At 72.0% G+C, this 21829-nt stretch carries 24 protein-coding genes; 10 read left to right on the plus strand and 14 right to left on the minus strand.

What is annotated here, in order from left to right; genetic code table 11:
- Positions 1-12 precede the first annotated feature (12 nt).
- The 3 genes from ABTW72_RS22865 to ABTW72_RS22875 are packed head-to-tail and all read right to left on the minus strand — an operon-like array spanning position 13 to position 2985.
- Complete coding sequence (locus tag ABTW72_RS22865) at positions 13-1311, minus strand: DUF1800 domain-containing protein (protein WP_350861671.1); 1299 nt, start codon at positions 1309-1311, stop codon at positions 13-15.
- A gap of 59 nt (positions 1312-1370) precedes the next feature.
- Positions 1371-2162 (minus strand): enoyl-CoA hydratase-related protein, encoded by a 792-nt coding sequence (locus ABTW72_RS22870; protein ID WP_350861673.1) that lies wholly within the window; start codon positions 2160-2162, stop codon positions 1371-1373.
- Positions 2163-2166: 4 nt separating this feature from the next.
- On the minus strand, positions 2167-2985 hold the full coding sequence (locus tag ABTW72_RS22875) for a PaaX family transcriptional regulator (RefSeq protein WP_091394799.1): 819 nt from the start codon (positions 2983-2985) through the stop codon (positions 2167-2169).
- A gap of 190 nt (positions 2986-3175) precedes the next feature.
- Here ABTW72_RS22875 and ABTW72_RS22880 point away from each other — a divergent pair, with 190 nt between their 5' ends.
- Positions 3176-3343 carry a DUF3117 domain-containing protein gene (locus ABTW72_RS22880; protein WP_007455245.1) on the plus strand — a complete coding sequence of 56 codons (168 nt, stop codon included), beginning with the start codon at positions 3176-3178 and terminating at the stop codon, positions 3341-3343.
- Positions 3344-3489: 146 nt separating this feature from the next.
- Positions 3490-4965, plus strand: a complete 1476-nt coding sequence (locus ABTW72_RS22885; protein ID WP_350861675.1) for a leucyl aminopeptidase family protein — start codon at positions 3490-3492, stop codon at positions 4963-4965.
- Positions 4966-5019: 54 nt separating this feature from the next.
- On the opposite strand, the gene ABTW72_RS22890 is transcribed toward ABTW72_RS22885, so the two are convergent.
- Positions 5020-5571 carry an O-methyltransferase gene (locus ABTW72_RS22890; protein WP_502892238.1) on the minus strand — a complete coding sequence of 184 codons (552 nt, stop codon included), beginning with the start codon at positions 5569-5571 and terminating at the stop codon, positions 5020-5022.
- A 332-nt stretch (positions 5572-5903) separates the two neighbouring features.
- Between ABTW72_RS22890 and ABTW72_RS22895 the strand changes: the two genes are divergently transcribed.
- Both ABTW72_RS22895 and ABTW72_RS22900 read left to right on the plus strand, forming a co-directional pair.
- On the plus strand, positions 5904-7322 hold the full coding sequence (locus tag ABTW72_RS22895; RefSeq protein WP_350861679.1) for a S1C family serine protease: 1419 nt from the start codon (positions 5904-5906) through the stop codon (positions 7320-7322).
- A gap of 97 nt (positions 7323-7419) precedes the next feature.
- Positions 7420-7842, plus strand: a complete 423-nt coding sequence (locus tag ABTW72_RS22900; RefSeq protein ID WP_091394791.1) for a twin-arginine translocase TatA/TatE family subunit — start codon at positions 7420-7422, stop codon at positions 7840-7842.
- A gap of 94 nt (positions 7843-7936) precedes the next feature.
- On the opposite strand, the gene ABTW72_RS22905 is transcribed toward ABTW72_RS22900, so the two are convergent.
- The 3 genes from ABTW72_RS22905 to ABTW72_RS22915 form a co-directional block, all read right to left on the minus strand.
- On the minus strand, positions 7937-9085 hold the full coding sequence (locus ABTW72_RS22905) for an Mrp/NBP35 family ATP-binding protein (RefSeq protein WP_145787534.1): 1149 nt from the start codon (positions 9083-9085) through the stop codon (positions 7937-7939).
- 76 nt (positions 9086-9161) lie between these two features.
- On the minus strand, positions 9162-9812 hold the full coding sequence (locus ABTW72_RS22910; RefSeq protein ID WP_091394785.1) for a DUF1003 domain-containing protein: 651 nt from the start codon (positions 9810-9812) through the stop codon (positions 9162-9164).
- Positions 9805-11091, minus strand: coding sequence for a magnesium transporter MgtE N-terminal domain-containing protein (locus tag ABTW72_RS22915; RefSeq protein ID WP_091394782.1), 1287 nt, complete (start codon positions 11089-11091; stop codon positions 9805-9807). The genes ABTW72_RS22910 and ABTW72_RS22915 overlap by 8 nt, the downstream gene beginning before the upstream one ends.
- Positions 11092-11124: 33 nt before the next feature.
- Between ABTW72_RS22915 and ABTW72_RS22920 the strand changes: the two genes are divergently transcribed.
- Together ABTW72_RS22920 and ABTW72_RS22925 are read left to right on the plus strand one after the other, a co-directional pair.
- Positions 11125-11994, plus strand: coding sequence for a PhzF family phenazine biosynthesis protein (locus ABTW72_RS22920; RefSeq protein WP_350861683.1), 870 nt, complete (start codon positions 11125-11127; stop codon positions 11992-11994).
- Positions 11995-12006: 12 nt separating this feature from the next.
- Positions 12007-12537 carry a hypothetical protein gene (locus tag ABTW72_RS22925; RefSeq protein ID WP_350861685.1) on the plus strand — a complete coding sequence of 177 codons (531 nt, stop codon included), beginning with the start codon at positions 12007-12009 and terminating at the stop codon, positions 12535-12537.
- Between the two features lie 8 nt (positions 12538-12545).
- Here ABTW72_RS22925 and ABTW72_RS22930 read toward each other — a convergent pair whose 3' ends face one another.
- Positions 12546-13265, minus strand: coding sequence for an HAD family hydrolase (locus ABTW72_RS22930; protein ID WP_350861687.1), 720 nt, complete (start codon positions 13263-13265; stop codon positions 12546-12548).
- 106 nt (positions 13266-13371) lie between these two features.
- Here ABTW72_RS22930 and ABTW72_RS22935 point away from each other — a divergent pair, with 106 nt between their 5' ends.
- A complete protein-coding gene (locus tag ABTW72_RS22935) occupies positions 13372-14328 on the plus strand; it encodes a DMT family transporter (RefSeq protein ID WP_350861689.1) in 957 nt (318 codons plus the stop codon).
- 42 nt (positions 14329-14370) lie between these two features.
- Here ABTW72_RS22935 and ABTW72_RS22940 read toward each other — a convergent pair whose 3' ends face one another.
- On the minus strand, positions 14371-14664 hold the full coding sequence (locus ABTW72_RS22940; protein ID WP_350861691.1) for a DUF1330 domain-containing protein: 294 nt from the start codon (positions 14662-14664) through the stop codon (positions 14371-14373).
- Entirely contained in the window at positions 14657-15481 is an 825-nt protein-coding gene (locus ABTW72_RS22945; protein WP_350861837.1) for an SDR family NAD(P)-dependent oxidoreductase, read from the minus strand. The genes ABTW72_RS22940 and ABTW72_RS22945 overlap by 8 nt, the downstream gene beginning before the upstream one ends.
- A gap of 130 nt (positions 15482-15611) precedes the next feature.
- On the opposite strand from ABTW72_RS22945, the gene ABTW72_RS22950 reads away from it, so the two are divergent.
- On the plus strand, positions 15612-16568 hold the full coding sequence (locus ABTW72_RS22950) for an HpcH/HpaI aldolase/citrate lyase family protein (protein ID WP_350861693.1): 957 nt from the start codon (positions 15612-15614) through the stop codon (positions 16566-16568).
- 79 nt (positions 16569-16647) lie between these two features.
- Here ABTW72_RS22950 and ABTW72_RS22955 read toward each other — a convergent pair whose 3' ends face one another.
- On the minus strand, positions 16648-17193 hold the full coding sequence (locus tag ABTW72_RS22955) for a DUF4190 domain-containing protein (RefSeq protein ID WP_350861695.1): 546 nt from the start codon (positions 17191-17193) through the stop codon (positions 16648-16650).
- A 117-nt stretch (positions 17194-17310) separates the two neighbouring features.
- Between ABTW72_RS22955 and ABTW72_RS22960 the strand changes: the two genes are divergently transcribed.
- Complete coding sequence (locus ABTW72_RS22960; RefSeq protein ID WP_091394758.1) at positions 17311-18216, plus strand: SDR family NAD(P)-dependent oxidoreductase; 906 nt, start codon at positions 17311-17313, stop codon at positions 18214-18216.
- 27 nt (positions 18217-18243) lie between these two features.
- Here the strand turns inward: ABTW72_RS22960 and ABTW72_RS22965 are convergent, their stop codons facing one another.
- Entirely contained in the window at positions 18244-18783 is a 540-nt protein-coding gene (locus ABTW72_RS22965; protein WP_350861697.1) for a DUF4190 domain-containing protein, read from the minus strand.
- Between the two features lie 177 nt (positions 18784-18960).
- Here ABTW72_RS22965 and ABTW72_RS22970 point away from each other — a divergent pair, with 177 nt between their 5' ends.
- A complete protein-coding gene (locus ABTW72_RS22970; RefSeq protein ID WP_091394755.1) occupies positions 18961-20157 on the plus strand; it encodes an acyl-CoA dehydrogenase family protein in 1197 nt (398 codons plus the stop codon).
- A gap of 196 nt (positions 20158-20353) precedes the next feature.
- Here ABTW72_RS22970 and ABTW72_RS22975 read toward each other — a convergent pair whose 3' ends face one another.
- Both ABTW72_RS22975 and ABTW72_RS22980 read right to left on the minus strand, forming a co-directional pair.
- A complete protein-coding gene (locus ABTW72_RS22975) occupies positions 20354-20761 on the minus strand; it encodes a CoA-binding protein (protein ID WP_151489547.1) in 408 nt (135 codons plus the stop codon).
- Between the two features lie 19 nt (positions 20762-20780).
- A complete protein-coding gene (locus ABTW72_RS22980) occupies positions 20781-21824 on the minus strand; it encodes an Rv2578c family radical SAM protein (RefSeq protein WP_350861700.1) in 1044 nt (347 codons plus the stop codon).
- Positions 21825-21829: the final 5 nt, after the last annotated feature.

Genomic DNA, 21829 nt, shown 5'->3' on the forward strand with positions numbered 1-21829 from the left:
CGACTCCTCCGCTCAGCTGACTGTGTATTCGGGGCTGACCAGGCCGGCGGCCAGCAGTTTGCGGGGCTCACCGGTCAGCGGGGTGAGAGCGGCGCGGGTGCGCGCTCCCCAGCCGTCGACCACCAGCAGTCGGGCCAGCGCGTCCGGTCGGCCGGCGGCGGGCGCGGCGGTCAGTCGGGCCAGCACCGCCGGTGCCGTGGCGGCGGCGAGCACCCCGGCCGTACGCAGCCGGGCCTGCAACGACGAGGTGGTCAGCCAGGCGGACCCGGCCGGCCAACCGCCCACGCTCGGTGGGCGCAACGGCACCTGGTCGAGCGCGTTCAGACCGGCCAGCAGTTGTTTGCGTTGCTGCTCGGGCAGCGCGGACGGTCGGATACCGAGCTGTCGCAGCGCACCGACCAACCACTCCACCGGCTGCTTCACCAACGTGCCCCGGGTCTGGGCGAAGGCCGGTGCGGAGAAGAGCGCGCGCATTGTCGCGATGGTGTCCGCGCCGGCCAGGCCGTCCGGCGCAGGGGTCTCGGTGCCGGCGTAGCGGAACCAGAGCCGACCGGCCACGAAGGTCGCCGCCGCCGGTTGGGCCGCCAGCAGACCGGCGTACGCCTCGGCGTCGAACCGGCCGCTCTGCCCGAGGATGCTCTTCTCGCCAGGGTCGTGCCGCTTGCTTTCGAAGCGGACCATCCCGGTACGCCGGTCGACCACCCAGCCGGTCAGGGCCCGCGCGCCGGCCTTCACATCGGCCTCGCCGTAGGCGCCGATGCCGAGGGTGAACAGCTCCATCAGCTCGCGGGCCAGATTCTCGTTCGGCGCCTTGCGGGTGTTCTTCTGCCCGTCCAACCACACGATCAGGGCGGGGTCGCGCACCATCGCGGCGACCAGTGGGCCCAACGGCCCACGACCGTGCCGGCGCAGCGTCTCCAACTGGCCCACCATCAGCCGCGCCGACTTGACCTTCTGCGCGCTGGTGGCCCAGTGCCCGTGCCAGAAGAAGAGCAACTTCTCGGTCAGCCCGTCCTCGGCGGCCACCATCCGGTCCAGCCACCACTCGGTGACCTGCTGGAGTTGCTTGCGGCGCTCCGCGTTGGCCTGCTGCCGTTGTTCGCGGGTGGAGTCCTTGGTCAGCCCGGCGTACGGGTCCGGGGGCAGCGTCGGAACCGGCGTGGCCGCCGCACCCCGGTCCGTCGCGGGCGGGGTGAGCAGCCGGTCCAGGGTCGCCGCCGGCCCGGCCCGCTCGGCCGCGTCCACCTCGTCGGCGGTCGGCCCGAAGGTGGCTCGGCGCAGCAGGTGCGCCACCGATTCACGATCGCTCATACCGGCCGACGCTAGGCGTCCCGTGTTCGAGGACGGTAAGGGCGGCGTCCGGATCGCGTTCAGCGTCCCTCGAAGACCGGTTTCTGCTTGCCGACGAAGGCGAGGGTGGCCGCCCGGTGGTCGGCGGTGGCGCCGCAGATCGACTGGGCCTGCGCCTCGGCGGCGAGGGCGTCGGCGAGGGTGCCGGCGTCGGCGATGGAGAGCTGGCGCTTGATCGCCCCGTACGCGACGGTCGGGCCGGCGGCGAGACGGGCGGCCAACTCCTGGGCGACGGGCAACACCTGCTCGTCGTCGTCCGTCAACCGGTTGAGCAGGCCCAGTCGGCAGGCCTCCTCGGCGCGGACCGGCTCGGCCAGCAGCAGCAGCTCCACCGCCTTGGCGTGCCCGACCAGTCGGGGCAGCGTCCAGGAGGCGCCGGTGTCGGCGGCGAGACCGACCTTGGCGAAGGCCATCAGAAAACTGGTGCTCGGACCGCCGATGCGGATGTCGGCCAGGAACGCCAGCGACGCGCCCGCCCCGGCGGCCATCCCGCGGACCGCCGCGATCACCGGCTTGGGCAGGTTGGCGAGCCGGGCGGCGATCGGGTTGTAGTGCGCCCGCACGGTGCCCAGCGGGTCACTGGCGGAGTTTTCCAGGGTGGCCACGTGCTCGCGCAGGTCCTGACCGGCGCTGAACGACCCGCCGGCCCCGGCAAGGACGACCGCGCGGCAGGACCGGTCGGTCTCCAGCTCCGCGAGGGCGTCCCGCAGCGCCTCCTTGAGCGCCACGTCGAGCGCGTTCATCGCGTTCGGCCGGTTCAGCGTGAGGGTGACGACGGCATCGGTCCGGTCGACCAGCAGCGGCTCGGTCACGTGTCTAACGACCCTTCTGTCGGACGATGCGGTTGCCGGCGTCGAGGCACTGTTCGACGTACCGGTCGGCGGCCGGACGCAGGCGGGCCGCGTGCCGGTCGAAGAAACTGGCCGCGGCGGTGCCGGGCCACCGCTCGGGCAGCAGCGCCGGGGGCAGCTGCGGATCCTGGAAGAGGAACGTACGCCACGCGTGCACGAGGCGGAACCGCGTCGCGTACGCCTCCTCGTCGCTGCTGCGCACGGTGACCGCGGCGAGCAGCGGGCGCTGGTCCGCGACGAACCGCTCGTAGGCGCGGCCGATCTCGGCGAGATTCCAGGCGCGCCGGACCACGCCCATCGCGCCGGGGGTGCCGGAGAAGTGCGAGGCGGTGAACCGCTCGAACCGGATGCCGGTCTCGGCGAGGAGCAGGTCGACATCCTCGGCGGGGCGGGTGGCGACCCAGGTCTGCTCGTCGAGCGTCCCGTAGCCGAGGAAACTCAGGTTGGCGGCGAGGCGCTGGCGGTCCCGCCGGGAGCCCGGGGCCTCCAACACCAGCAGATCGAACCGGCCGTCCCAGGTGACCCGGCCGGTCCGGTAGATCCGGGCCGCTGCCTCGTCGAGTCGGCGGGCAGCTTTCGGTGTGATCGAATATCCCGGTCCGGAGACCAACCGGAGGGGCTCGAGCCAGCCTTGACGCACCATCCGGGAGACGGCGGTGCGAACTGCTGGCGGTGCGATTCCCAGCGGTGCCAGTAGCTTGACCAGGGCAGCAACCGGTGCCCGGCCACCCCTCGGACGGAGGTGGTCGCCGTACAGGTCGAAGAGTGCCGACCGTGCCTGCATGACCGCACATTGTGACAGGCCTTCTCAAGATAAGCTAGATGCTGTTACATCAATGCTGCTCCGGTTTGGGTCCGGCGGTGTTCATCAGGGAAAATCGTTGGTCGACACCCCCGTGACCGTTGCGGGTGGTCGTGACGAAGTGGCTGTGGGGCAACCCACCGACCCTGGTGTAGGTCTGAGGGGAGACAACATGGCGGCGATGAAGCCGCGGACGGGCGACGGTCCGCTGGAAGTCACCAAGGAGGGGCGGGGCATCGTCATGCGGGTCCCGCTGGAGGGCGGTGGCCGGCTCGTCGTCGAGATGACTCCCGACGAGGCCAACGCGCTCGGTGACGCACTGAAGGCAGCGGCCGGCTGAGTAAGGAGTGCTCCGGGCGGCTCACGCCGCCCGGAACGTTCTTTGGACCCTGAGCCACCGGAATCGCCGGTGGCTCAGGGTCTTCAATGCTGCGGTCAGGTGGGTTTCCGCCGGTCCGCGACACTTTCCTGGAGGTTCGGTTCCGCGTGCTCGCCATCCGTCTGATCGCCGAGCCTGACCGGCTCGACGTCCTCGTCCTGCCCGTCCGCTCCGCCGATTCGACGGCGGAAGGTGAGACCTCGGCCGAGCCCGTGTCGACCGCCGTGCCGGGCCCGGACGGCACGGCCGACGAGGCTGCCGCGCTGGCGTCAGCGGCCCGGCTGACGGGCCGAGCCGGCGAGATCCACACTCAGTTGCGCCCCGGGCGTACTCCCGGCCGGCTGCTGCTGCTCGGCATCGGTGACGGCGGCGAGGCGGCTTGGCGGACGTCCGGCGCGGCCCTGGCCCGCTCAGCTTCAGCTGAGACGCATATCACCATCGCGCTGCCGGCCGAGGTGACAGCGGCTGCGGTCCGGGGGTTGACCGAGGGGCTGCTGCTCGCCCCGTACCGGTTCCGACTCACCGAGGCCGGCGACCGACCGGCACTCACCGGCGTCGACCTGCTGCTCGACGACCCGACCGGGTACGAGGACACCGTCGCCACGGCCCGGACCACGGCCGCGATGACCCACCTCGCCCGGGACCTGACCAACACTCCCTCCTCGGTGAAGACCCCGCAGTGGTTCGCCGACCAGGTGGCCTCCGCCGCAGCCGACCTTCCGGACCTGCGGCTGCGGGTCCGTGGCCCGGCCGAGCTGACCACCGAGGGCTTCGGCGGGATCCTCGCCGTGGGCGGTGGCTCCGCCAGCGGACCCCGGCTGGTCGAACTGGACTGGTACCCCGCCAACGCGCGCACCCACGTGGTGCTGATCGGCAAGGGCATCACCTTCGACACCGGTGGCATCTCGATCAAGCCGGTGGCGTCGATGAAGTTGATGCGCAAGGACATGGCCGGCGCGGCCGCGGTCGTCGCCGCCACCCTCGGTGCCGCCGCGCTGCGGCTGCCGGTCCGGATCACCACATTGACCCCGCTGGCCGAGAACATGGTCAGCGGCTCGGCGTTCCGCCCCGGCGACGTGATCCGGCACTACGGCGGCACGACCAGCGAGACGACCAACTCCGACGCCGAGGGTCGGCTGGTCCTCGCCGACGCGCTGGCGTACGCGGTGCAGCAGCTCAAACCGGACCTGCTGCTCGACCTGGCCACGCTCACCGGCGCCAACTCGGTGGCGCTGGGCAAGCGCACCGCCGCCCTGTACAGCGAGAACGACGAGCTGGCCGCCGGCGTGCTGGCCGCGGCCGAGGCGGCCGGCGAGTCGGCGTGGCGGATGCCTCTGCACACCGACTACGTCGAGTACCTCGGCAGCGAGATCGCCGACCTCTACAGCGCACCCACGCAGGGTGCCGGCTCGGTGCTGGCCGCGCTCTACCTGCGCGAGTTCACCGGCGACCTACGAGACCGCTGGCTGCACCTGGACATGTCGGCCCCGTCCTGGGCCGACGGCGACCAGGCCGAGGTCAGCCGTGGCGCCACCGGTTGGGGCGTCCGGTCGTTGCTGCGCTGGCTCGCCGACGTCAACTAGGACGTGGGTCAGAGCCTCGGCTTGATCGAGGCTCTGACCCGTCCTGCGCGCGAATCAGCACTTCACCGCAGCGAGCAGCCCGTGCCCGACCGGAAGCAGCGCGGGGATCCAGTGCTCCGACTCCCGGACCGCCTTGATCGTCTCGCGAACCGTCACCGTCTCCGCGTCCCGGGCGGCCGGGTCGCCGATCCGGTCGCTGGCCAGCACACCGTTGAGCGCCAGCACGCCCCCTGGGCGCAGCAGCCGCAGCGCCGCCTCCACACAGGCGTGGAAGCCGGTCGCCTCGGCGTCCACGAAGACCAGGTCGTACGCGCCGTCGGCGAGCCGGGGCAGCACGTCGAGCGCCCGCCCGGTGATGATCCGGGTACGCCCGGCCGGGAAACCCGCCTCGGCGAAGATCCGTCGGGCGATCCGCTGATGCTCCACCTCCACGTCGATGGTGGTGAGTACGCCGTCCACGCGCATGCCGCGCAGCAACCACACACCGCTCACCCCGGTGCCGGTGCCGATCTCCACCACCGCACGGGCGTTGCCGGCGGCGGCCAGCAGCCGCAGCGCCGCCCCCGCGCCGGGGGTGACCGCGTCGAGGCCCACCTCCCGGGCCAGGCTGCGGGCGGTACGAAGAACGAGATCCTCGGTGACGTACGACTCGGCGAAATGCTGGGCCTGTGTCGTCGAACTGCCGGAACCGGCGACCGTGGCGATGGGGCACCTCCGGGGGCGGTGCGTTGTGCGGGGGCGGGTTGGCACTGTGAGCGTAGAGGCGACCGTCGTGGGGCGCAGCCGCGCCTCCGCCGGAAGCGATCACCGGGGCAACCGCTGACTGCACCGCGTCCATCCGTGCAATCCTGGAGGCGGTATCCCGTCAGCCGCGACCAGACCGGCCCGTGGCCGGGCGACGCGGCGCGGGATCCGGGGACGGACTGGGAGGCACCGACGTGACCGACGGCTGGGACTGGCGCCGGGGCGGTGAGACTCCGGCTCCGGCGCGACCGCCCGGGGCAGGAGCCCCGCCGGTGGGGCCGCCGACCATGCCGGGGGCTGACCCCACGCCCCCCGCCTCGCCAGGCGGCGGACCGACACCGGGCTGGCCGGCGTATCCCGTCGGGCCGGCGTCTTACGGCGCACCGGCTGCGGGCGGGCCCAACTCGACCGACGCGTCGGCCTGGTGGTCGGACGCGCTCGCCGACCCCTGGCGCGACCCGGCGGCCCCGACCGCGGTGGTGGTGCCCGGGGTGGTGGCTCCCGGCACCGAGCCCGAGCCGGTCACCGACCCCGACGCGCCGGGTCGGCCGACACTGCGCCACCTGTTGCTCATTCCCGTGATCACCGCGCTGCTGGCCGGCACCCTCGGCGGTGCGTTGGGCTACGCGTTCGCGGTGCGCGGCGGCGCTGGTGCGGCGGTCCTCGGCGGTGCGCCCGCGGAGGTGCCGGCGCTGGCGCAGCGCAAACCGGAGTCGCTGGCCGGGGTAGCCGAACGGGTCCTGCCCAGCGTGGTCACCGTCCGGGTGAGCAGCCTCGGTGGGACCAGTGAGGGCTCCGGCTTCGTCGCCACCGCCGACGGCCATGTGATCACCAATGACCATGTGGTGGCCGGCGGCACCGGCAAGGCCTCGGTGGTCTTCAACGACGGCAGCACCGCGCCGGCGACCATCGTCGGTCAGGACGCGGAGTCGGACATCGCGGTGATCAAGGTGAGTCGTCCCGGGTTGCGGCCGGTGGAGTTCGGCGACTCCGACGCGCTGGCGGTCGGCGACCCCGTGCTCGCCATCGGCTCGCCGTTGTCGCTGGCCAACACGGTCACCGCCGGCATCGTGAGTGCGCTGGACCGGACGATGCAGGCCGGCGAGCCGGGCGGCCCGGTGCGTTACTACGCCGCCATCCAGACCGACGCCGCCGTCAACCACGGCAACTCGGGCGGCCCACTTGTCGACGGCGCCGGCCGGGTGGTCGGAGTGAACTCCACCATCAAGTCACTTGTCGCCGAGGGGCAGGAGGCGGGCAACATCGGGCTCGCCTTCGCCATCCCGATCAACCAGGCCAAGCGGGTGACCCAGGACATCATCGGCACCGGCAAGGCCCGACGTACGGTGATCGGCGCCCGGGCGGACGGCCCGACCGGGGTCGTCGGGGGTGGCCTGCGGCTGGCCGAGGTGGAGCCGTCCGGCCCCGCGGACGGCGCCGGACTGAAGGTCGGCGACGTGATCCTCAAGATCAACGGGCGGCCGATGACCGAGCCGACGGATCTGACCGCGTTGGTCCGCAAGTACGCGCCGGGCTCGGTCGTGACCGTCGAGTATCGGCGGGGCTCCGCCCGGCAGAACACCTCGGTAACTCTCGCCGCGGACGCGAAGTGACTCACCCCGGAAGCGAAGTGAACAGCGGCGCACCCCTTGCCCGAAAGCCGTCCGCCGTGCGTAGTCTTGCTGCTGACGCCGAGAGGAGGCCCGCGGGATGCTCGACAACCTGAACTGGTGGGAGATCGGTGCGCTGCTGCTCCTGGCGCTGTTGATCTTCGGCGACCGACTCCCCGCCGTGATCACCGACGGCCTGCGGTTGGTGCGCAACCTGCGCAACATGGCCCGCAACGCCACCGGCGACCTGAGCCGCGAGCTGGGCACCGACATCCAGCTGGAAGACCTGCACCCCAAGGCGTTCATCCGCAAGCACCTCCTCAGCGAGGAGGACGAGGCGGCGATCCGCAAGCCGTTGCAGGGCGTCTACGACAACCTGCGCGCTGACGTCAGCGGCGTGCACAACGACCTGAAGGACGTGGCCAACGCCGCAGACCTGCGGTCGAACGAGGCCCGGTCCGGCACGGCCACCAGCAGCCCCTCGGCTCCGGCCCCCCGTGCCAGCTACGACGACGCCACCTGACCGACCCGTACTCCGACCGGTTGGTGCCCGCGACCGGCCAGCAACTCAGCCCGCCGGCCAACAGTGGCCGACGGGCTGATGGTGTTCCGGGTGGTCAGCGCCCAGCGGGCTTGAGACCGAGTGGCTTGCCGAGCAGTGACTCGCGACGCAGGGCGAGCCGGTCGGCGATCGTGCCGAGCGCCTGAGCGGCCGGGGACTCCGGCTCGGCCAGCACGATCGGGTTGCCGGCGTCGCCGGCCTCGCGGACCCGGGTGTCCAGTGGGATCTGACCGAGCAGCGGCACCTGGGCACCGATGGTCCGGCTCAGCGACTCGGCCACCGCCTCACCACCGCCAGCGCCGAAGATCTCCATCCGAGAGCCGTCCGGCAGCTCCAGCCAGGACATGTTCTCGATGACGCCGACCACCCGCTGGTGGGTCTGCAGGGCGATCGCCCCGGCCCGCTCCGCCACCTCGGCGGCGGCGGTCTGCGGGGTGGTGACGATCAGGATCTCCGAGTTGGGCAGCAACTGGGCCAGCGAGATGGCCACGTCACCAGTGCCCGGCGGCAGGTCGAGCAGGAGCACGTCCAGGTCGCCCCAGTAGACGTCCGCCAGGAACTGCTGCAGTGCCCGGTGCAGCATCGGGCCGCGCCACACGACGGCGGCGTTGCCGGACGTGAACATGCCAATGGAGATCACCTTCACGCCGTGCGACTGCGGCGGCATGATCATGTCTTCGACCCGGGTGGGCCGGGCCTCCGTGCCGAGCATCCGGGGCACCGAGTGGCCGTAGATGTCCGCGTCGACCACGCCGACGGAGAGCCCACGGGCGGCGAGCGCCGCCGCCAGGTTGACCGTGACGCTGGACTTGCCGACGCCACCCTTGCCGCTGGCCACCGCGTACACGCGGGTGCGCGAGCCGGGCTGGGCGAACGGGATGACGGGCTCCTCGGTGGCGCCGCCGCCGCGCAGCTGCGACTGCAACGACTGCCGCTGCTCGGGGGTCATCACCCCAAAGTCGATCTCCACTCCGGTGACGCCGGGCACCGCGGCGACGGCGGCGGTGATGTCCGTACGCAGCTTGTCCTTCAGCGGGCAGCCGGCGACGGTGAGCAGCAGCTCGACGCGGACGACGCCGCTGGCACCGATCGTGGCGGAGCGGACCATGCCCAGCTCGGTGATGGGCCGGCGGATCTCCGGGTCGTTGACGGTGGCCAGGGCGGCCTGGATCGCGTCCTCGACGGTGCTCACGGGTGCTGACATGCCCGCAATGCTACGTCGCGGGGCATCCGTTGCCGCCGCTGCCCGGGGCGGTGTGAGCCAATCGATGACCCGTCGGTCAGCTCTCCGACCGGCGCGGGCCGGTGCCGTCCGGCCGGGCGTCCCGGGTGAAGTCGCCGTCCAGGTCGTCACGCGGTTCTTCCAGGCCGACGCCGTCGGTCGGCCGCTGGCCACGTCGCTCCTGCCGGCTGTCCTTCTCCTGCTGGCGGCGTTCCAGCCTTTGCCGGCGCTGCCCCATCTCGTCCAGTTCCTCGGCCAGGCGGGCCAGCTCGGAGCGGAGGAAGTCCCGGGTGGCGACCTCACCCAGCGCGATCCGCAGGGCTGCGATCTCCCGGGCCAGGTACTCGGTGTCCGCCTTCTGCGCGGTGGCTCGCCGCCGGTCCTCCTCCAGGGCCACGCGGTCCCGGTCGGCCTGTCGGTTCTGGGCCAGCAGGATCAGCGGCGCCGCGTAGCTGGCCTGCAACGACAGCACCAGGGTCAGGAACGTGAAGGTGTACGGGTCGAAGCGCAGGTCCGCCGGGGCCAGGGTGTTCCAGACGAACCAGATCGTGATCACCACCGTCATGACGACGATGAAGTTCGCGGTGCCCATGCCCCGGGCGATGCCCTCGGACCACCGGCCGAACGCCTCCGCGTCGAACCGGGGCAGCTTGATGCCCCGGGGCTCGCGCGGCTGGTCGAGCCGCTCGTTCCGCCGCTGCTCAGCCATCCGCGCCGTCCAGCGCCGCGTCGGTGGTGCCCGGGGCGGCCAGGGCGTCGCGGTCCCGCCAGTCCCGGGGTAGCGAGTGGTCCAGCACGTCGTCCACTGTCACGGCGCCGACCAGCCGGTTGCTCCGGTCGATCACCGGCATCGCGACCAGGTCGTAGGTGGCCATCCGACGGGTGATCTCCGGCAACGGGGTGGTGGGGCGCAGCGGGTCGATGTCGTTGACCACCACCTTGCCCAGCAGGTCGGCCGGCGGTTCGCGCAGGAGCGCCTGGAAGTGCACCATGCCCAGGTAGCGGCCGGTCGGCGTGTTCTGCGGTGCCCGGGTCACGAAGACCTGCGCGGCGACGGCGGGGGAGAGCTGAGGCTCCCGGATCCGCGCCAGCGCCTCGGCGACGGTGGCGTCCGGCGGCAGGATGACCGGCTCCGAGGTCATCACACTGCCTGCCGTGCCGGGGGTGTACTTCAGCAGTTGGCGTACCGGGTCGGCCTCGTCCGGCTCCATCAGGTCCAGCAGCACGTCCTGCTCCGGTGGGGGCAGTTCGTTGAGCAGGTCAGCGGCGTCGTCCGGGTCCATCTCCTCCAGGACGTCGGCGGCCCGCTCCCGGTCGAGGGCGGCGAGGATCTCCACCTGGTCGTGCTCCGGCAGCTCGCTGAGCACGTCGGCCAGTCGCTCGTCGTCCAGCGCGGCCGCCACCTCGTTGCGCCGCGCGTCGGGCAGATCCTGCAACGCGTTGGCCAGGTCGGCGGGGCGCATGTCCTCCAGGACGGCGAGCAGGTTCGCCGTACCCCGGTTGTCGGCGATGCCGCTGAGCCCGCGCACCCGGTCCCACTCGACCTGGTGCAGGTGGCCGCGGCGGCTGAGCCGACCGGTCTGCTCGCGTACGGCGACACGGGTCAGCGACCACTCGCCACCCCGGCTGCACTCCATCGCGACATCCACGACCGCGCCGGGCTGGCCGCCCGGGTCGAGTTGCACCCGCCGGTCGAGCAGTTCCTGGAGCACCAGCAGCTCGTTCGGGCGCTTCTCGAACCGGCGCAGGTTGAGGGTGCCGGAGCCGAGCACGACGGCGTCCGCGTCGATGGAGGTGATCCGGTTGATGGACAGGAAGATCCGGCGACGCATCGGCATCTCGGCGACGAGGCCCACCACCTCCGGCGGACGCTTCGTCGCCCGCAGCCGTGCCACGGCGTCACGAACCCGGCCCACCTGATCGCCGTTCGGGTCGAAGACGGCGACTCCGGCGAGGCGGGCGATGTAGACCCGGGTCGGCGTACTCACGGGCACCAGCCTAAGCGCCTAGTGTTTATCAACATGTCGACCTTGGCCTACGAGATCGTGGACGTCTTCACCGATCGCCCCTTCGCCGGCAACCCGCTGGCCGTGGTGTTCGGCGCGGAGGCGCTGGCCACCGAGCAGATGCAGGCGCTCGCGTTGGAGTTCAACCTGTCCGAGACGGTGTTCGTGCTGCCGCCGACCCAGGTCGGCATCACCTACCGGGCCCGGATCTTCACCCCGGTGGAGGAGTTGCCGTTCGCCGGGCACCCGAGCGTCGGCGCGGCGGTCACCGCCAGCCGGCGGGGAATGTTCGGTGTGGGGCAGGTCACGCAGGAGTGCGTGGCCGGGGTGCTGCCGATCGAGGTGACCGCGTCGGGGGCGACGCTGACCGGGGGCACGCCGACACTCGGGCCGGAGTTGGACCCGGAGCCGTTGCTGGAGATCGCCGGGCTGGTCGCGGACGACCACATCGGGCCCGCTCCCCGCGTCGCCGGTTGCGGGTTGGAGTTCCCGTACCTCCCGGTGCGTCCGGAGTCGGTGGCCCGCGCGCGGGTGAACGCGACAGCGGCGCAGCGTTATGGGGTGTCGCACGTCAGCGTCTTCTCCTGGGACGCCGCCACGCAAACCGCGCACGCCCGGGTCTTCGTGCCGGGGATGGGTGTCCCGGAGGACCCGGCGACCGGCTCGGCGGCCCTCGGCCTCGGTGTCTGGCTGGTGGCGAGCGGTCTGCTGCCGGCCGAGGGGCTGTCCCGTTACGCGGTCCGTCAGGGTGTGGAGATGAACCGCCCGTCCTCGCTGGCCTGCACGGTCACCGCGGCGAACGGTGTGGCGGTCGGCGCGACCGTCGCCGGTCAGGTGATGCCGGTGGCGCGCGGTGAGATCGCCGTACCGCCGTTCGTGGGCTGAGCGGAGGCGCCGATGCGGGAGGATGCGGGTGTGACGGACGAGGACGCCCCCGGGGGCACCCCACTGGTCGACGAGGCGATGAAGAAGGCCGCCGTGGCCTGGGTCAGCGTTGCCGGCGGGCCGGCGCTCGCGCTCTGGTGCGCCCCGCTGGAGGGCGCGCTGCTGGTGGTCAGCGGGCCGGGCGAGCAGGCAGCGCCGGGTCTGGCCGGCGCGACGGAGGCCCAGGTCACCCTGCGCGGCGACCACGGCGGTCGGATCGTCACCTGGCCGGCCCGGGTGAGCCGGGTGCAGCCGGGCACCGAGGCGTGGGACGTCACCGCGCCGCTGGTGGCGGCGAAGCGCCTCAACGCGCCCGGTCCGACCGCTGACCTGGTGGCCCGATGGGCCGCCGACGGATGCGCGGTGAACCGCCTCGCCCCGGCCGGTACGCCGCTGGCCGGAACGGAGTTGCCGGCCGACGCGCAGGCCGAGCCACCCCGGGCGACTCCGGCGGTCCGGGCCACCCGTAAGCCGTTCCGCCTGCACCGGGTCCGCCGCCGCTGATCGGTTGATCAGCCGGTCCGACCGCCGACGCCCGCCACCGCGGCGTCGGTGTCGACGAGCGCGAGCACCTCGCCCAGGGTGCCGACCGTGGGGCCGCGCCAGTCCCGGTCGGCGTTGAACACCATGTGCGTGGCCAGATCCGGTGCGGCGAGCCGGACGGCGGTCATCCCGGCCCGCTCGGCCCCGGTCAACTCCTGACTGCCGCCGTCACCGACGTAGAGGCAGTCGGACGGCGCGAGCCCGAGCCGCTGGCAGGCCGTCAGGTAGAGCGTCGGATCCGGTTTGCACCGCCCGACCTGCACCGAGAAGACCCGTACGTCGAGCAGGGGGGCGACCGCGAGTTGCGGCAGGAAGGCCGGCAGTTCGTGCGTACAGTCGCTGATCACGCCGGTGCGCAGGCCGCGCTGGCGCAGAGCCGCCAGCACCGGCACCGCGTCGGCTCGCAGCCAGGTGTCGGCGCGGACGGCCCGGTGCCGGGACGCCACCGCTGCCCGTACCGCGTGGTCGCTCGGGTGTACGCCGGCCTGGGCGCACACCCAGCGCAGGGTCGCCTCCGCGTCGCCGAGCCGGCCGGTGGCCCGTTCGTAGTAGGTGCGGTTCAGCACCTCGGTCAAGATCTCGGTGGGACACCCGAGCAGCTCAGCGGTGCCGACGTGCGCGACACCGCGTTGTACCGAACGGGTCAGGGTGCCGAAGAAGTCGAACAGCACCGCCTGGTAGCTGGGCATGGGGGAGCGCCTCCGGGCGGTCGAGGGTCGTCGGCGCGAACCCGCGTGATCGTAACGGAGCGATGACCGTCCGTGCTGGCCATCACACGTGTGAGGATTACGTCCCGTGCCCCCACCTTCACCCCGGCCGTCACTGGATCCGCTGACCACCGGCGCGGTCGGGCTGGCCGTGGTCGCCGTGTCGTCGTCCGCGCCGCTGATCGCGTACGCCGCCGCCCCCGCTCTGGCCATCGCGTTCTGGCGCAACCTGCTCGCGGTGGCCGTGCTGAGCCCCTTCGCGCTGGCGAGACGCCGCGCCGAGTTCCGCAGACTGACAGTGGGCGCGGGCCGGCGGGAGGGCCTGTTCTGCGTTCTGTCCGGGGTCGCCCTGGCCGGGCACTTCGCGACCTGGGTGCCGAGCGCCCAGCTCACCTCGGTCGCCACGTCCACCGCGCTGGTCGCCACCCAGCCGGTCTGGCAGGGGCTGATCGCCCGCGTCCAGGGGCGTCCGCTGCCCCGGGTGGTGTGGATCGGCATCGCGGTGGCGGTCGGCGGCGCAGTGGTCGCCACCGGAGTGGACGTTGGCGTCTCCGGCCGGGCCGTCCTCGGCGACGTGCTGGCGCTGATCGGCGCCATGTTCGCCGCCGTCTACACCGCCTTCGGGGAACGGGCCCGGGTCAGCATCAGCACCACCACCTACACCACGATCTGCTACGGGATCTGTGCACTGCTCCTGCTGGTCATGTGCCTGATCGGCGGCGTACGGCTGACCGGCTTCGACGGGCGTACCTGGCTGGCCATCCTGGCCCTGGTGGCCGGCGCACAACTGCTCGGGCACTCGATGTTCAACTACGCCCTGCGGAAGATCCCGGCGACCACGGTGAGCGTGCTGATCCTGCTGGAGGCGCCCGGCGCGGCCCTGCTCGGCTGGGCCTGGCTGGGTCAGGTTCCCCGCCCGTACGCGCTGCTCGGCATGGCGTTGCTGCTGGCCGGCGTGGCGGTGGTGGTGCTCGGCGGCGGTCGGGCCGCTCGCCGGGCGGCACCCAGCGCGCTGCCGACCGACCCGACCCCGCTGGCCGACTGATCGCCTCACGCGGGCGGACCGAGGCCCCACCCGCCTACCGGGTCAGCCCTCGTGCACCTCGATGACCCGGGTCGTCGGCGCGGCTTCACCGAGGGCGGTACGCAGGGCCGCGCGGTCGGGGTCGGCGAGGAACGACTCGTAGCCGGCCCGCCCGTCGAACCGGATCACGTGCACCTCGGCCTTCCCGTCGGTGCCCCGCAGTCGCCGCTCCAGCCGGCCGCCGTGCCGTTCGAGCAGGGCCAACACGGCGTCCTCGTAGCGCTGCCCGGCGGCCTCGGCCCCGACGGTGAACTCGACGATCGCGACGAGTGTCAGCACATCGGCCCGGTCAGCCATCGAGACCGACGGCCTTGGCGCTCGCCGCCCACAGCCGGGCGGCGAGCTGCGGATCGGCTGCCTTCCGGAGCGGTCGACGCGGTCGACGGTCGACGTAGTAACCCCCGTCGATCAGCCGGGAGCGCTCCTGGTTGGCCAACCACACCAGGGTCTCGGCGCCCTTCTCCGGGCTGCGGAACGGCATGAACCGCATGCCGAAAGCGACCAGCCTGCTGTCGTTGGCGAACCGGGTGCGGACGACCCCGGGGTGGAAGCTGTACGCGGTAACGTCCGGCCAGCGCCGGGCTGCCTCGGCGGTGAACAGGACGTTCGCCTGCTTGCTGGTGCCGTACGCGCCCATCGGCCGGTAGTCACGCAGTGGCTTGTTCAGGTCGTCCGGGTCCAGTGCACCGAAGCGGTGCGCGCCGGAGGCGGTCACCACGACCCGACCCACCCGGTCGGCGAGCAGGTTGGTCAGCAGGAACGGGGCCAGGTGGTTGGCCTGGATCGACATCTCGAAGCCGTCGACAGTGCTCAGTGGTTGCAGCGCGATCGCGCCGGCGTTGTTGGCGAGCACGTCGATCCGGTCGTACGCGGCCCGGAGCTGCTCGGCCAGTCGGCGTACGTCGTCGAGGATCGCGAAGTCGGCGCGGAACAACTCCGGACGCTCGCCCGAGTTCTCCCGTACCCGCTCCGCTGCGGCCTGGAGGCGCGCCGGGTCCCGCCCGACCAGCACAACCTGGTCACCGCGGCAGGCCAGGTCCACGGCGGCGGCCAACCCGATGCCGGAGCTGGCCCCGGTCACCACCACCAGCCGACGCCCAGTGAGATCTTCCACAGGTCCATTCACCCCGGTCATGGCGCGAGGTTACCGTGGCGTCACAACGCCCTTTGGGATCGTTAAGTTCTCAACTCTGTCGTCAGGTGGCGTCGGCATGCCCGCCGGACGCTGGAAGGAGCGCATCCCCATGGCCGCAGTCGGTCGCCCCCGCAGGTCCTGCCTCGCCGTGCCGGGTTCCAGCGTGAAGATGCTCGGCAAGGCCCAGGGCCTCCCGGCCGACCAGGTCTTCCTCGACCTGGAGGACGCCGTCGCCCCGCTGGCCAAGCCGGACGCGCGCAAGAACATCGTGGCCGCCCTCAACGAGGGTGACTGGGCCGGCAAGACCCGGGTGGTCCGGGTCAACGACCTGACCACCCCGTGGACCTACCGGGACGTCATCGAGGTCGTCGAGGGCGCCGGTGCCAACCTGGACTGCATCATGCTGCCGAAGGTGCAGACCGCAGCCCAGGTGCAGTGGCTGGACCTGACGCTCACCCAGATCGAGAAGACGATCGGCCTGGAGGTCGGTCGGATCGGCATCGAGGCGCAGATCGAGAACGCCGCCGGTCTGGTCAACGTGGACGCGATCGCCGCCGCCTCGCCGCGCGTGGAGACCATCATCTTCGGCCCGGCCGACTTCATGGCGTCGATCAACATGAAGTCGATGGTGGTCGGCGGCCTGATCCCGGACTACCCGGGCGACCCGTACCACTACATCCTGATGCGGATCCTGATGGCCGCCCGGATGCACGACAAGCAGGCCATCGACGGCCCGTTCCTGCAGATCCGCGACGTCGACGCGTTCCGCGAGGTGGCCAAGCGCTCGGCCGCGCTGGGCTTCGACGGCAAGTGGGTGCTGCACCCGGGCCAGATCGACGCCGCCAACGAGGTCTACCAGCCCGCGCAGGCCGACTACGACCACGCCGAGCTGATCCTCGACGCGTACGAGCACTACACCTCGGAGGCCGGCGGCCGGGTCGGCGCCGTGATGCTCGGTGACGAGATGATCGACGAAGCGTCCCGCAAGATGGCGCTGGTGGTCGCGGCCAAGGGCCGGGCCGCCGGGATGAGCCGTACCTCGTCGTTCACCCTACCGGCGCAGTGACCGGCCGGGCCGGGACGACCGCCGTCGACTGTCGGTCCGGCCCGACAATCGGCGGTACGCCGACCCGCCCGCGGGCCGGTCAGTAGCTACTGGTGCTGCTGCTGTTGTCGCTGTTCGCGATCGCGTAGATGATCGCGGCGGCGTAGATGGCGATCACCAGCACCAGGAACCCGGTGAGAATCCAGCCGACGATGATGGCCGCCTTCGCCATCCCCGCCCCGCCCTCGCCGCTGAGCCGGATCTGCTTCTGCGCCACGTGGCCGAGGATCGCGCCGATCGGCGCGGTGATGCAGGACGTGAAACCGAGCAGGGCCAGCACGAACGCGGCGATGGCCATCCCGTTGGTCTTCGGGGGCTGCGGGTAGCCGTAGCCGGGGTACTGCGGCGGGTAACCGGGCGGGGCGTATCCGGGCATCGGCTGGGCCGCTGGCTGCTTCGCGCCGGCGTACGGGTCGACCGGGGCGTACGGGTCCGGGGCGTACGGACCGGGGGCGTACGGGTCGACCGGGCCAGGTTGCGCGGGCACCGGCTGACCGGCCACCAGGGTCGGGTCCGGTGCGGGGCTCGACGGCTGGGCCGACCACGTGGGGTCGCTCCAGTTGCCGGGCGGCGGGGGATTGGTCATGCGAACTCTCCGTCGGGTTGGGTGCGGAGACAGGGTAGCCAGCGCCGCCCAAACCCGACGCCCCTGCTTCCGGGTGCCGCGTTGCTCGGGCCGGTCGTAACGGGCAGGATCCCTGACATGGCATACGACGCGCGCGCCGCGGACCGCTCCGGCAGTCGACCCCGACGGGACGTCAGCCGCCCCGGCGCTGCCCGGCGCGCCCGGACGGCCGCCCCGGCGGGTAGCCCCGGCCCCGACGAGCCGGTCGCGCTGACCGACCCGGTCACCATGCGCCTCGACGGGCGGGTCGCCCTGGTCACCGGGGCGGGCAGCCCGGACGGCATCGGGTACGCCACCGCCCGGCGACTCGCCGACCTGGGCGCGCGGGTGGCCATCGTCTCCACCACCCGACGCATCCACGAGCGGGCGACCGAGTTGGGGGTGACCGGCTTCGTCGCGGACCTGACCGACGAGTCCGAGGTCGGCGCATTGGCCGATGCGGTCGCCGAGCAGTTGGGTGACGTCGAGGTGCTGGTCAACAACGCAGGCCTGGCCAGTCGCGCCAGCCAGGGGGTGCTGCGACCGGTAGCGCAGCTGACCTACGACGAGTGGCGCGGTGAGATCGACCGCAACCTCTCCACCGCGTTCCTGTGCAGCCGGGCGTTCATCGGGGGGATGGCCGAGCGGGGTTGGGGTCGGATCGTCAACCTGGCGGCCACCGCCGGCCCGGTCAACGCCCTGCCCACCGAGGCCGCGTACGCCGCGGCGAAGGCCGGGGTCGTCGGGCTGACCCGGGCCCTCGCCATGGAGATGATCGCCGACGGGGTGACCGTCAACGCGGTGGCGCCCGGCACCATCTACACCGCGGCGTCCACCATGGCCGAGATCAAGCAGGGGTTGGGCACCCCGGTGGGGCGACCGGGCACTCCGGACGAGGTCGCCGCGGCGATCAGCTTCCTCTGCTCGCCGGCCGCCTCGTACATCACCGGGCAGATGCTCGTGGTGGACGGCGGCAACAGCGTGCGCGAAGCCCGCTTCCGCTGACGGTGCCGGCCCGCACCGGCCCGTTCGTCAGTAGCCGCCACTGTCGCCGGCGTTGCCGAAGGCCACCAGCGCCAGCCAACCACAGCAGGCCAGCACGGTGAGCCCGGTGAAGACGTAGCCAAGGATCAGCCCCCAGGTGGCGAGTTGGTCGCCCTCCTCGCCGCTGGTGCGGATCTGCCGCTTGGCCACGTGGCCGAGGACGGCGCCGGCCGGCGGAAAGACGAAGGCGAACACCAGCGACAGGATCGCCAGCACGTTGGTGCCCCGACCCGGCCCGGACGGCGGTGGGCCGTACTGACCGTAGGGGCCCTGCGGAGGGTACGGCGGTTGCTGGCTCCAGTGCGCCGACTGCTGCGGCCCCTGGTGGCCGTACGGCGACGGTTCACCCGCCGGCGGCCCGTACGGTGAGCGTTCCGCCGGCAGCTCGTACGCCGGCTGGTCCGGCTGCGGCGCGTACGGCGACTGGCCGGCCGGCGGTGGCGCGTACGGCGACTGGTCCTTCGGTGGCTCGTAGGGTGACGGCGGCGGCTCGTCCTCGGGCGGTCCCGACGGCGGCGGGTAGCTCACAGCTGTCCTCCTCCTGCCGGTGCCGGAAAAGTCCCTCTTGCCGGACGCTACCCGCAGCGGTGAACCTTTTCACAGCGGTTGTGTGGACTGGTCACCTTGGCCTCGTCGACCCGAGGGGCCGATACTGACCCAGCGTTCAGTTACCCATGAGTAGTGCGCGGATCCCCGGAGGCTGAGATGGCCCGACTCGCCCAGACGCCCGGCCTGACCGATGTGCAACAGTCGATCCTGGAGACCGTTCGGGACTTCGCCGACAAGGAGATCATCCCGCACGCGCAGCGGCTGGAGCACGCCGACGAGTACCCCACCGACATCCTCGACGGCATGCGCGAGATGGGGCTGTTCGGTCTCACCATCGACGAGGAGTACGGCGGCCTCGGTGAATCGCTGCTCACCTACGCGCTGGTGGTGGAGCAACTGTCCCGAGGCTGGATGTCGATCTCCGGCATCGTCAACACCCACTTCATCGTGGCGTACCTGATCTCCCAGCACGGCTCCGCCGAGCAGAAGGCCCGGCTGCTGCCGAAGATGGCCACCGGCGAGGTGCGCGGGGCGTTCTCCATGTCCGAGCCCGAGACCGGCTCCGACGTCTCGGCGATCAAGTCCCGGGCCGTCCGCGACGGCGACCGCTACGTGCTCAACGGGCAGAAGATGTGGCTCACCAACGGGGCGTACTCCTCGGTGGTGGCCACCCTGGTCAAGACCGACACCGGCGCGGAGTCCGTCTACGGCAACATGAGCACCTTCCTGCTGGAGAAGGAGCCGGGCTTCGGCGAGACCGCCCCCGGCCTCACCATCCCCGGCAAGATCGAGAAGATGGGTTACAAGGGCGTCGAGACCACCGAGATGGTGCTCGACGGCGTGACCGTGCCGGACTCCGCGATCCTCGGCGGCGCCGACCAGGTGGGCCGCGGCTTCTACCAGATGATGGACGGCATCGAGGTGGGCCGGGTCAACGTGGCCGCCCGTGCCTGCGGCATCTCGATCCGCGCCTTCGAGTTGGCCGTGAGCTACGCCCAGCAGCGCAAGACCTTCGGTCAGCCGCTCGCCAAGCACCAGGCGATCGCCTTCAAGCTCGCCGAGATGGGCACGAAGATCGAGGCCGCGCACGCCCTCATGGTCAACGCCGCCCGGCTCAAGGACGCCGGCCAGCGCAACGACGTGGAGGCCGGGATGGCCAAGCTGCTCGCCTCGGAATACTGCGCCGAGGTCGTCCAGGAGGCGTTCCGCATCCACGGCGGCTACGGCTACTCCAAGGAGTACGAGATCGAGCGGCTGATGCGGGAAGCCCCGTTCCTGCTCATCGGCGAGGGCACCTCGGAGATCCAGAAGACCATCATCAGCCGAGGCCTCCTCAAGGAGTACAAGCTCTAACCCCGCCCCCCGCTCCGCCCCCCGCTCCGCCCCCCGCTCCGCCCCCCGCTCCGCCCCCGCCCTCCGCCCCCGCCCCCGCGATCTTGCACTTTCGGTTGCCCGATTGACCCTTTTGTGGGCTATGCCGGGACAGTAAGTGCAAGATCGCGGGAGCGGGGCGGGAGCGGGAGCGGGGCGAGGGCGAGGGCGAGGCAGGTCAGGTCAGGCGGGTCAGGTTGGCGGCGGCTCGTTCGACGATGAGGCAACGGTCTTCGACGTAGTCCATGCCGGCCTCCTCGGCGATTTGCCGCGCCTCGGCCGAGACGATGCCGAGTTGCAGCCAGACCGCGGGCGCGCCGATCGCCGCCGCGTCCCGGACCACCTGCACGGCGTCGGCCGCCGGTCGGAACACATCGACCAGGTCGACGGGGTGCGGAATGTCGGCGAGGGTCTTGTAGGCCCGTTCCCCGAACAGTTCGTCGACCGTCGGGTTGACCGGGATGATGCGCCAGCCGTACTGCTGCATCTGCAACGGCACGCCGTGCGCGGCCTTGAACGGGTCGCGGGACGCGCCCACGACGGCGATCACGGCGGAATCGGCGAGGATCTGCTGAGCGGTACGCACCCGCCGACTGTAGCTCCGACTACAGCAGCGTCAGCTGCTCGGCCGTAGGCGGCTGCGGCTCGGGCAGGCTGCGGTTGTCGCCCCGCTCCCCGCGGTGCAGCCCGTGCCGGCGGGCGGCGATCCGTACCCGCGCGGTCAACTCCCGCTGGTACGCCTGCGGCGCGTACGCACCGGCCCGGTAGAGCTCGCGGTAGCGGGGGACGAGGTGTGGGTGCTCGCGGGCGAGCCAGTGCGCGTACCACTCCCGGGCACCCGGACGCAGATGCAGGGGCAGGGCGGTCACGCTCGTCGCGCCGGCGGCGGCGATGGCTGAGACGGTGGCGTCGATCGACTCGTCGCTGTCGCTGAGGCCGGGCAGGATCGGGGCCATCAGCACCCCGACGGAGAAGCCGGCGTCGGCGAGTGCCCGGACGGCGTCCAGTCGGCGGCGTGGGTGTGGTGTGCCCGCCTCGACGGTGCGCCAGAGGTGTTCGTCGACGAACCCCACCGAGAAGGAGATGCCCACGGTGGTCACCTCGGCGGCCTCGCGTAGCAGCGGCAGATCGCGCAGGATCAGCGTGCCCTTCGTGAGGATCGAGAACGGGTTGGCGAAATCTCGCAGGGCGCCGATGATCTGCGGCATCAGCCGGTAACGACCCTCGGCGCGCTGGTAGCAGTCCACGTTGGTGCCCATCGCCACGTGCGCGCCCCGCCAGCGCGGCGCGGCCAACTCCCGCCGGACCAGCTCACCGGCGTTCACCTTGACGATCACCTTCCGGTCGAAGTCCGCACCGGCGTCGAGATCGAGGTAAGTGTGAGTATTTCTCGCGAAACAGTACGTGCAGGCATGAGAGCAGCCCCGGTACGGGTTGATCGTCCACTCGAACGGGACGCGGGACTGCCCGGGCACCCGGTTGAGGATGGACTTGGCCTGCACCTCGTAGAAGGTCATCCCGGCGAACTCGGGGGTGTCGAAGGTGCGGGCGACGGCGCCGGGCAGCGCCAGCGGCAGGGGTGGCGTCGCTGGCGCTGCCCGCTCGGGGTCTCCCTCGACCGGGGGAGCGGTGAGGTTGTCCCAGCGCATGGCCA

This window comes from Micromonospora sp. NPDC127501 (genome assembly GCF_040302185.1).
Lineage (GTDB): Bacteria > Actinomycetota > Actinomycetes > Mycobacteriales > Micromonosporaceae > Micromonospora.

What these genes read in the sequence shown, in the direction of transcription:
- ABTW72_RS22865 (WP_350861671.1), bottom strand. Translation starts at nt 1,311, where the DNA reads ATGAGCGATCGTGAATCGGTGGCGCACCTGCTGCGCCGAGCCACCTTC.
- ABTW72_RS22875 (WP_091394799.1), bottom strand. Translation starts at nt 2,985, where the DNA reads ATGCAGGCACGGTCGGCACTCTTCGACCTGTACGGCGACCACCTCCGT.
- ABTW72_RS22880 (WP_007455245.1), top strand. Translation starts at nt 3,176, where the DNA reads ATGGCGGCGATGAAGCCGCGGACGGGCGACGGTCCGCTGGAAGTCACC.
- ABTW72_RS22900 (WP_091394791.1), top strand. Translation starts at nt 7,420, where the DNA reads ATGCTCGACAACCTGAACTGGTGGGAGATCGGTGCGCTGCTGCTCCTG.
- ABTW72_RS22905 (WP_145787534.1), bottom strand. Translation starts at nt 9,085, where the DNA reads ATGTCAGCACCCGTGAGCACCGTCGAGGACGCGATCCAGGCCGCCCTG.
- ABTW72_RS22910 (WP_091394785.1), bottom strand. Translation starts at nt 9,812, where the DNA reads ATGGCTGAGCAGCGGCGGAACGAGCGGCTCGACCAGCCGCGCGAGCCC.
- ABTW72_RS22920 (WP_350861683.1), top strand. Translation starts at nt 11,125, where the DNA reads ATGTCGACCTTGGCCTACGAGATCGTGGACGTCTTCACCGATCGCCCC.
- ABTW72_RS22925 (WP_350861685.1), top strand. Translation starts at nt 12,007, where the DNA reads ATGCGGGAGGATGCGGGTGTGACGGACGAGGACGCCCCCGGGGGCACC.
- ABTW72_RS22930 (WP_350861687.1), bottom strand. Translation starts at nt 13,265, where the DNA reads ATGCCCAGCTACCAGGCGGTGCTGTTCGACTTCTTCGGCACCCTGACC.
- ABTW72_RS22940 (WP_350861691.1), bottom strand. Translation starts at nt 14,664, where the DNA reads ATGGCTGACCGGGCCGATGTGCTGACACTCGTCGCGATCGTCGAGTTC.
- ABTW72_RS22950 (WP_350861693.1), top strand. Translation starts at nt 15,612, where the DNA reads ATGGCCGCAGTCGGTCGCCCCCGCAGGTCCTGCCTCGCCGTGCCGGGT.
- ABTW72_RS22955 (WP_350861695.1), bottom strand. Translation starts at nt 17,193, where the DNA reads ATGACCAATCCCCCGCCGCCCGGCAACTGGAGCGACCCCACGTGGTCG.
- ABTW72_RS22960 (WP_091394758.1), top strand. Translation starts at nt 17,311, where the DNA reads ATGGCATACGACGCGCGCGCCGCGGACCGCTCCGGCAGTCGACCCCGA.
- ABTW72_RS22970 (WP_091394755.1), top strand. Translation starts at nt 18,961, where the DNA reads ATGGCCCGACTCGCCCAGACGCCCGGCCTGACCGATGTGCAACAGTCG.
- ABTW72_RS22980 (WP_350861700.1), bottom strand. Translation starts at nt 21,824, where the DNA reads ATGCGCTGGGACAACCTCACCGCTCCCCCGGTCGAGGGAGACCCCGAG.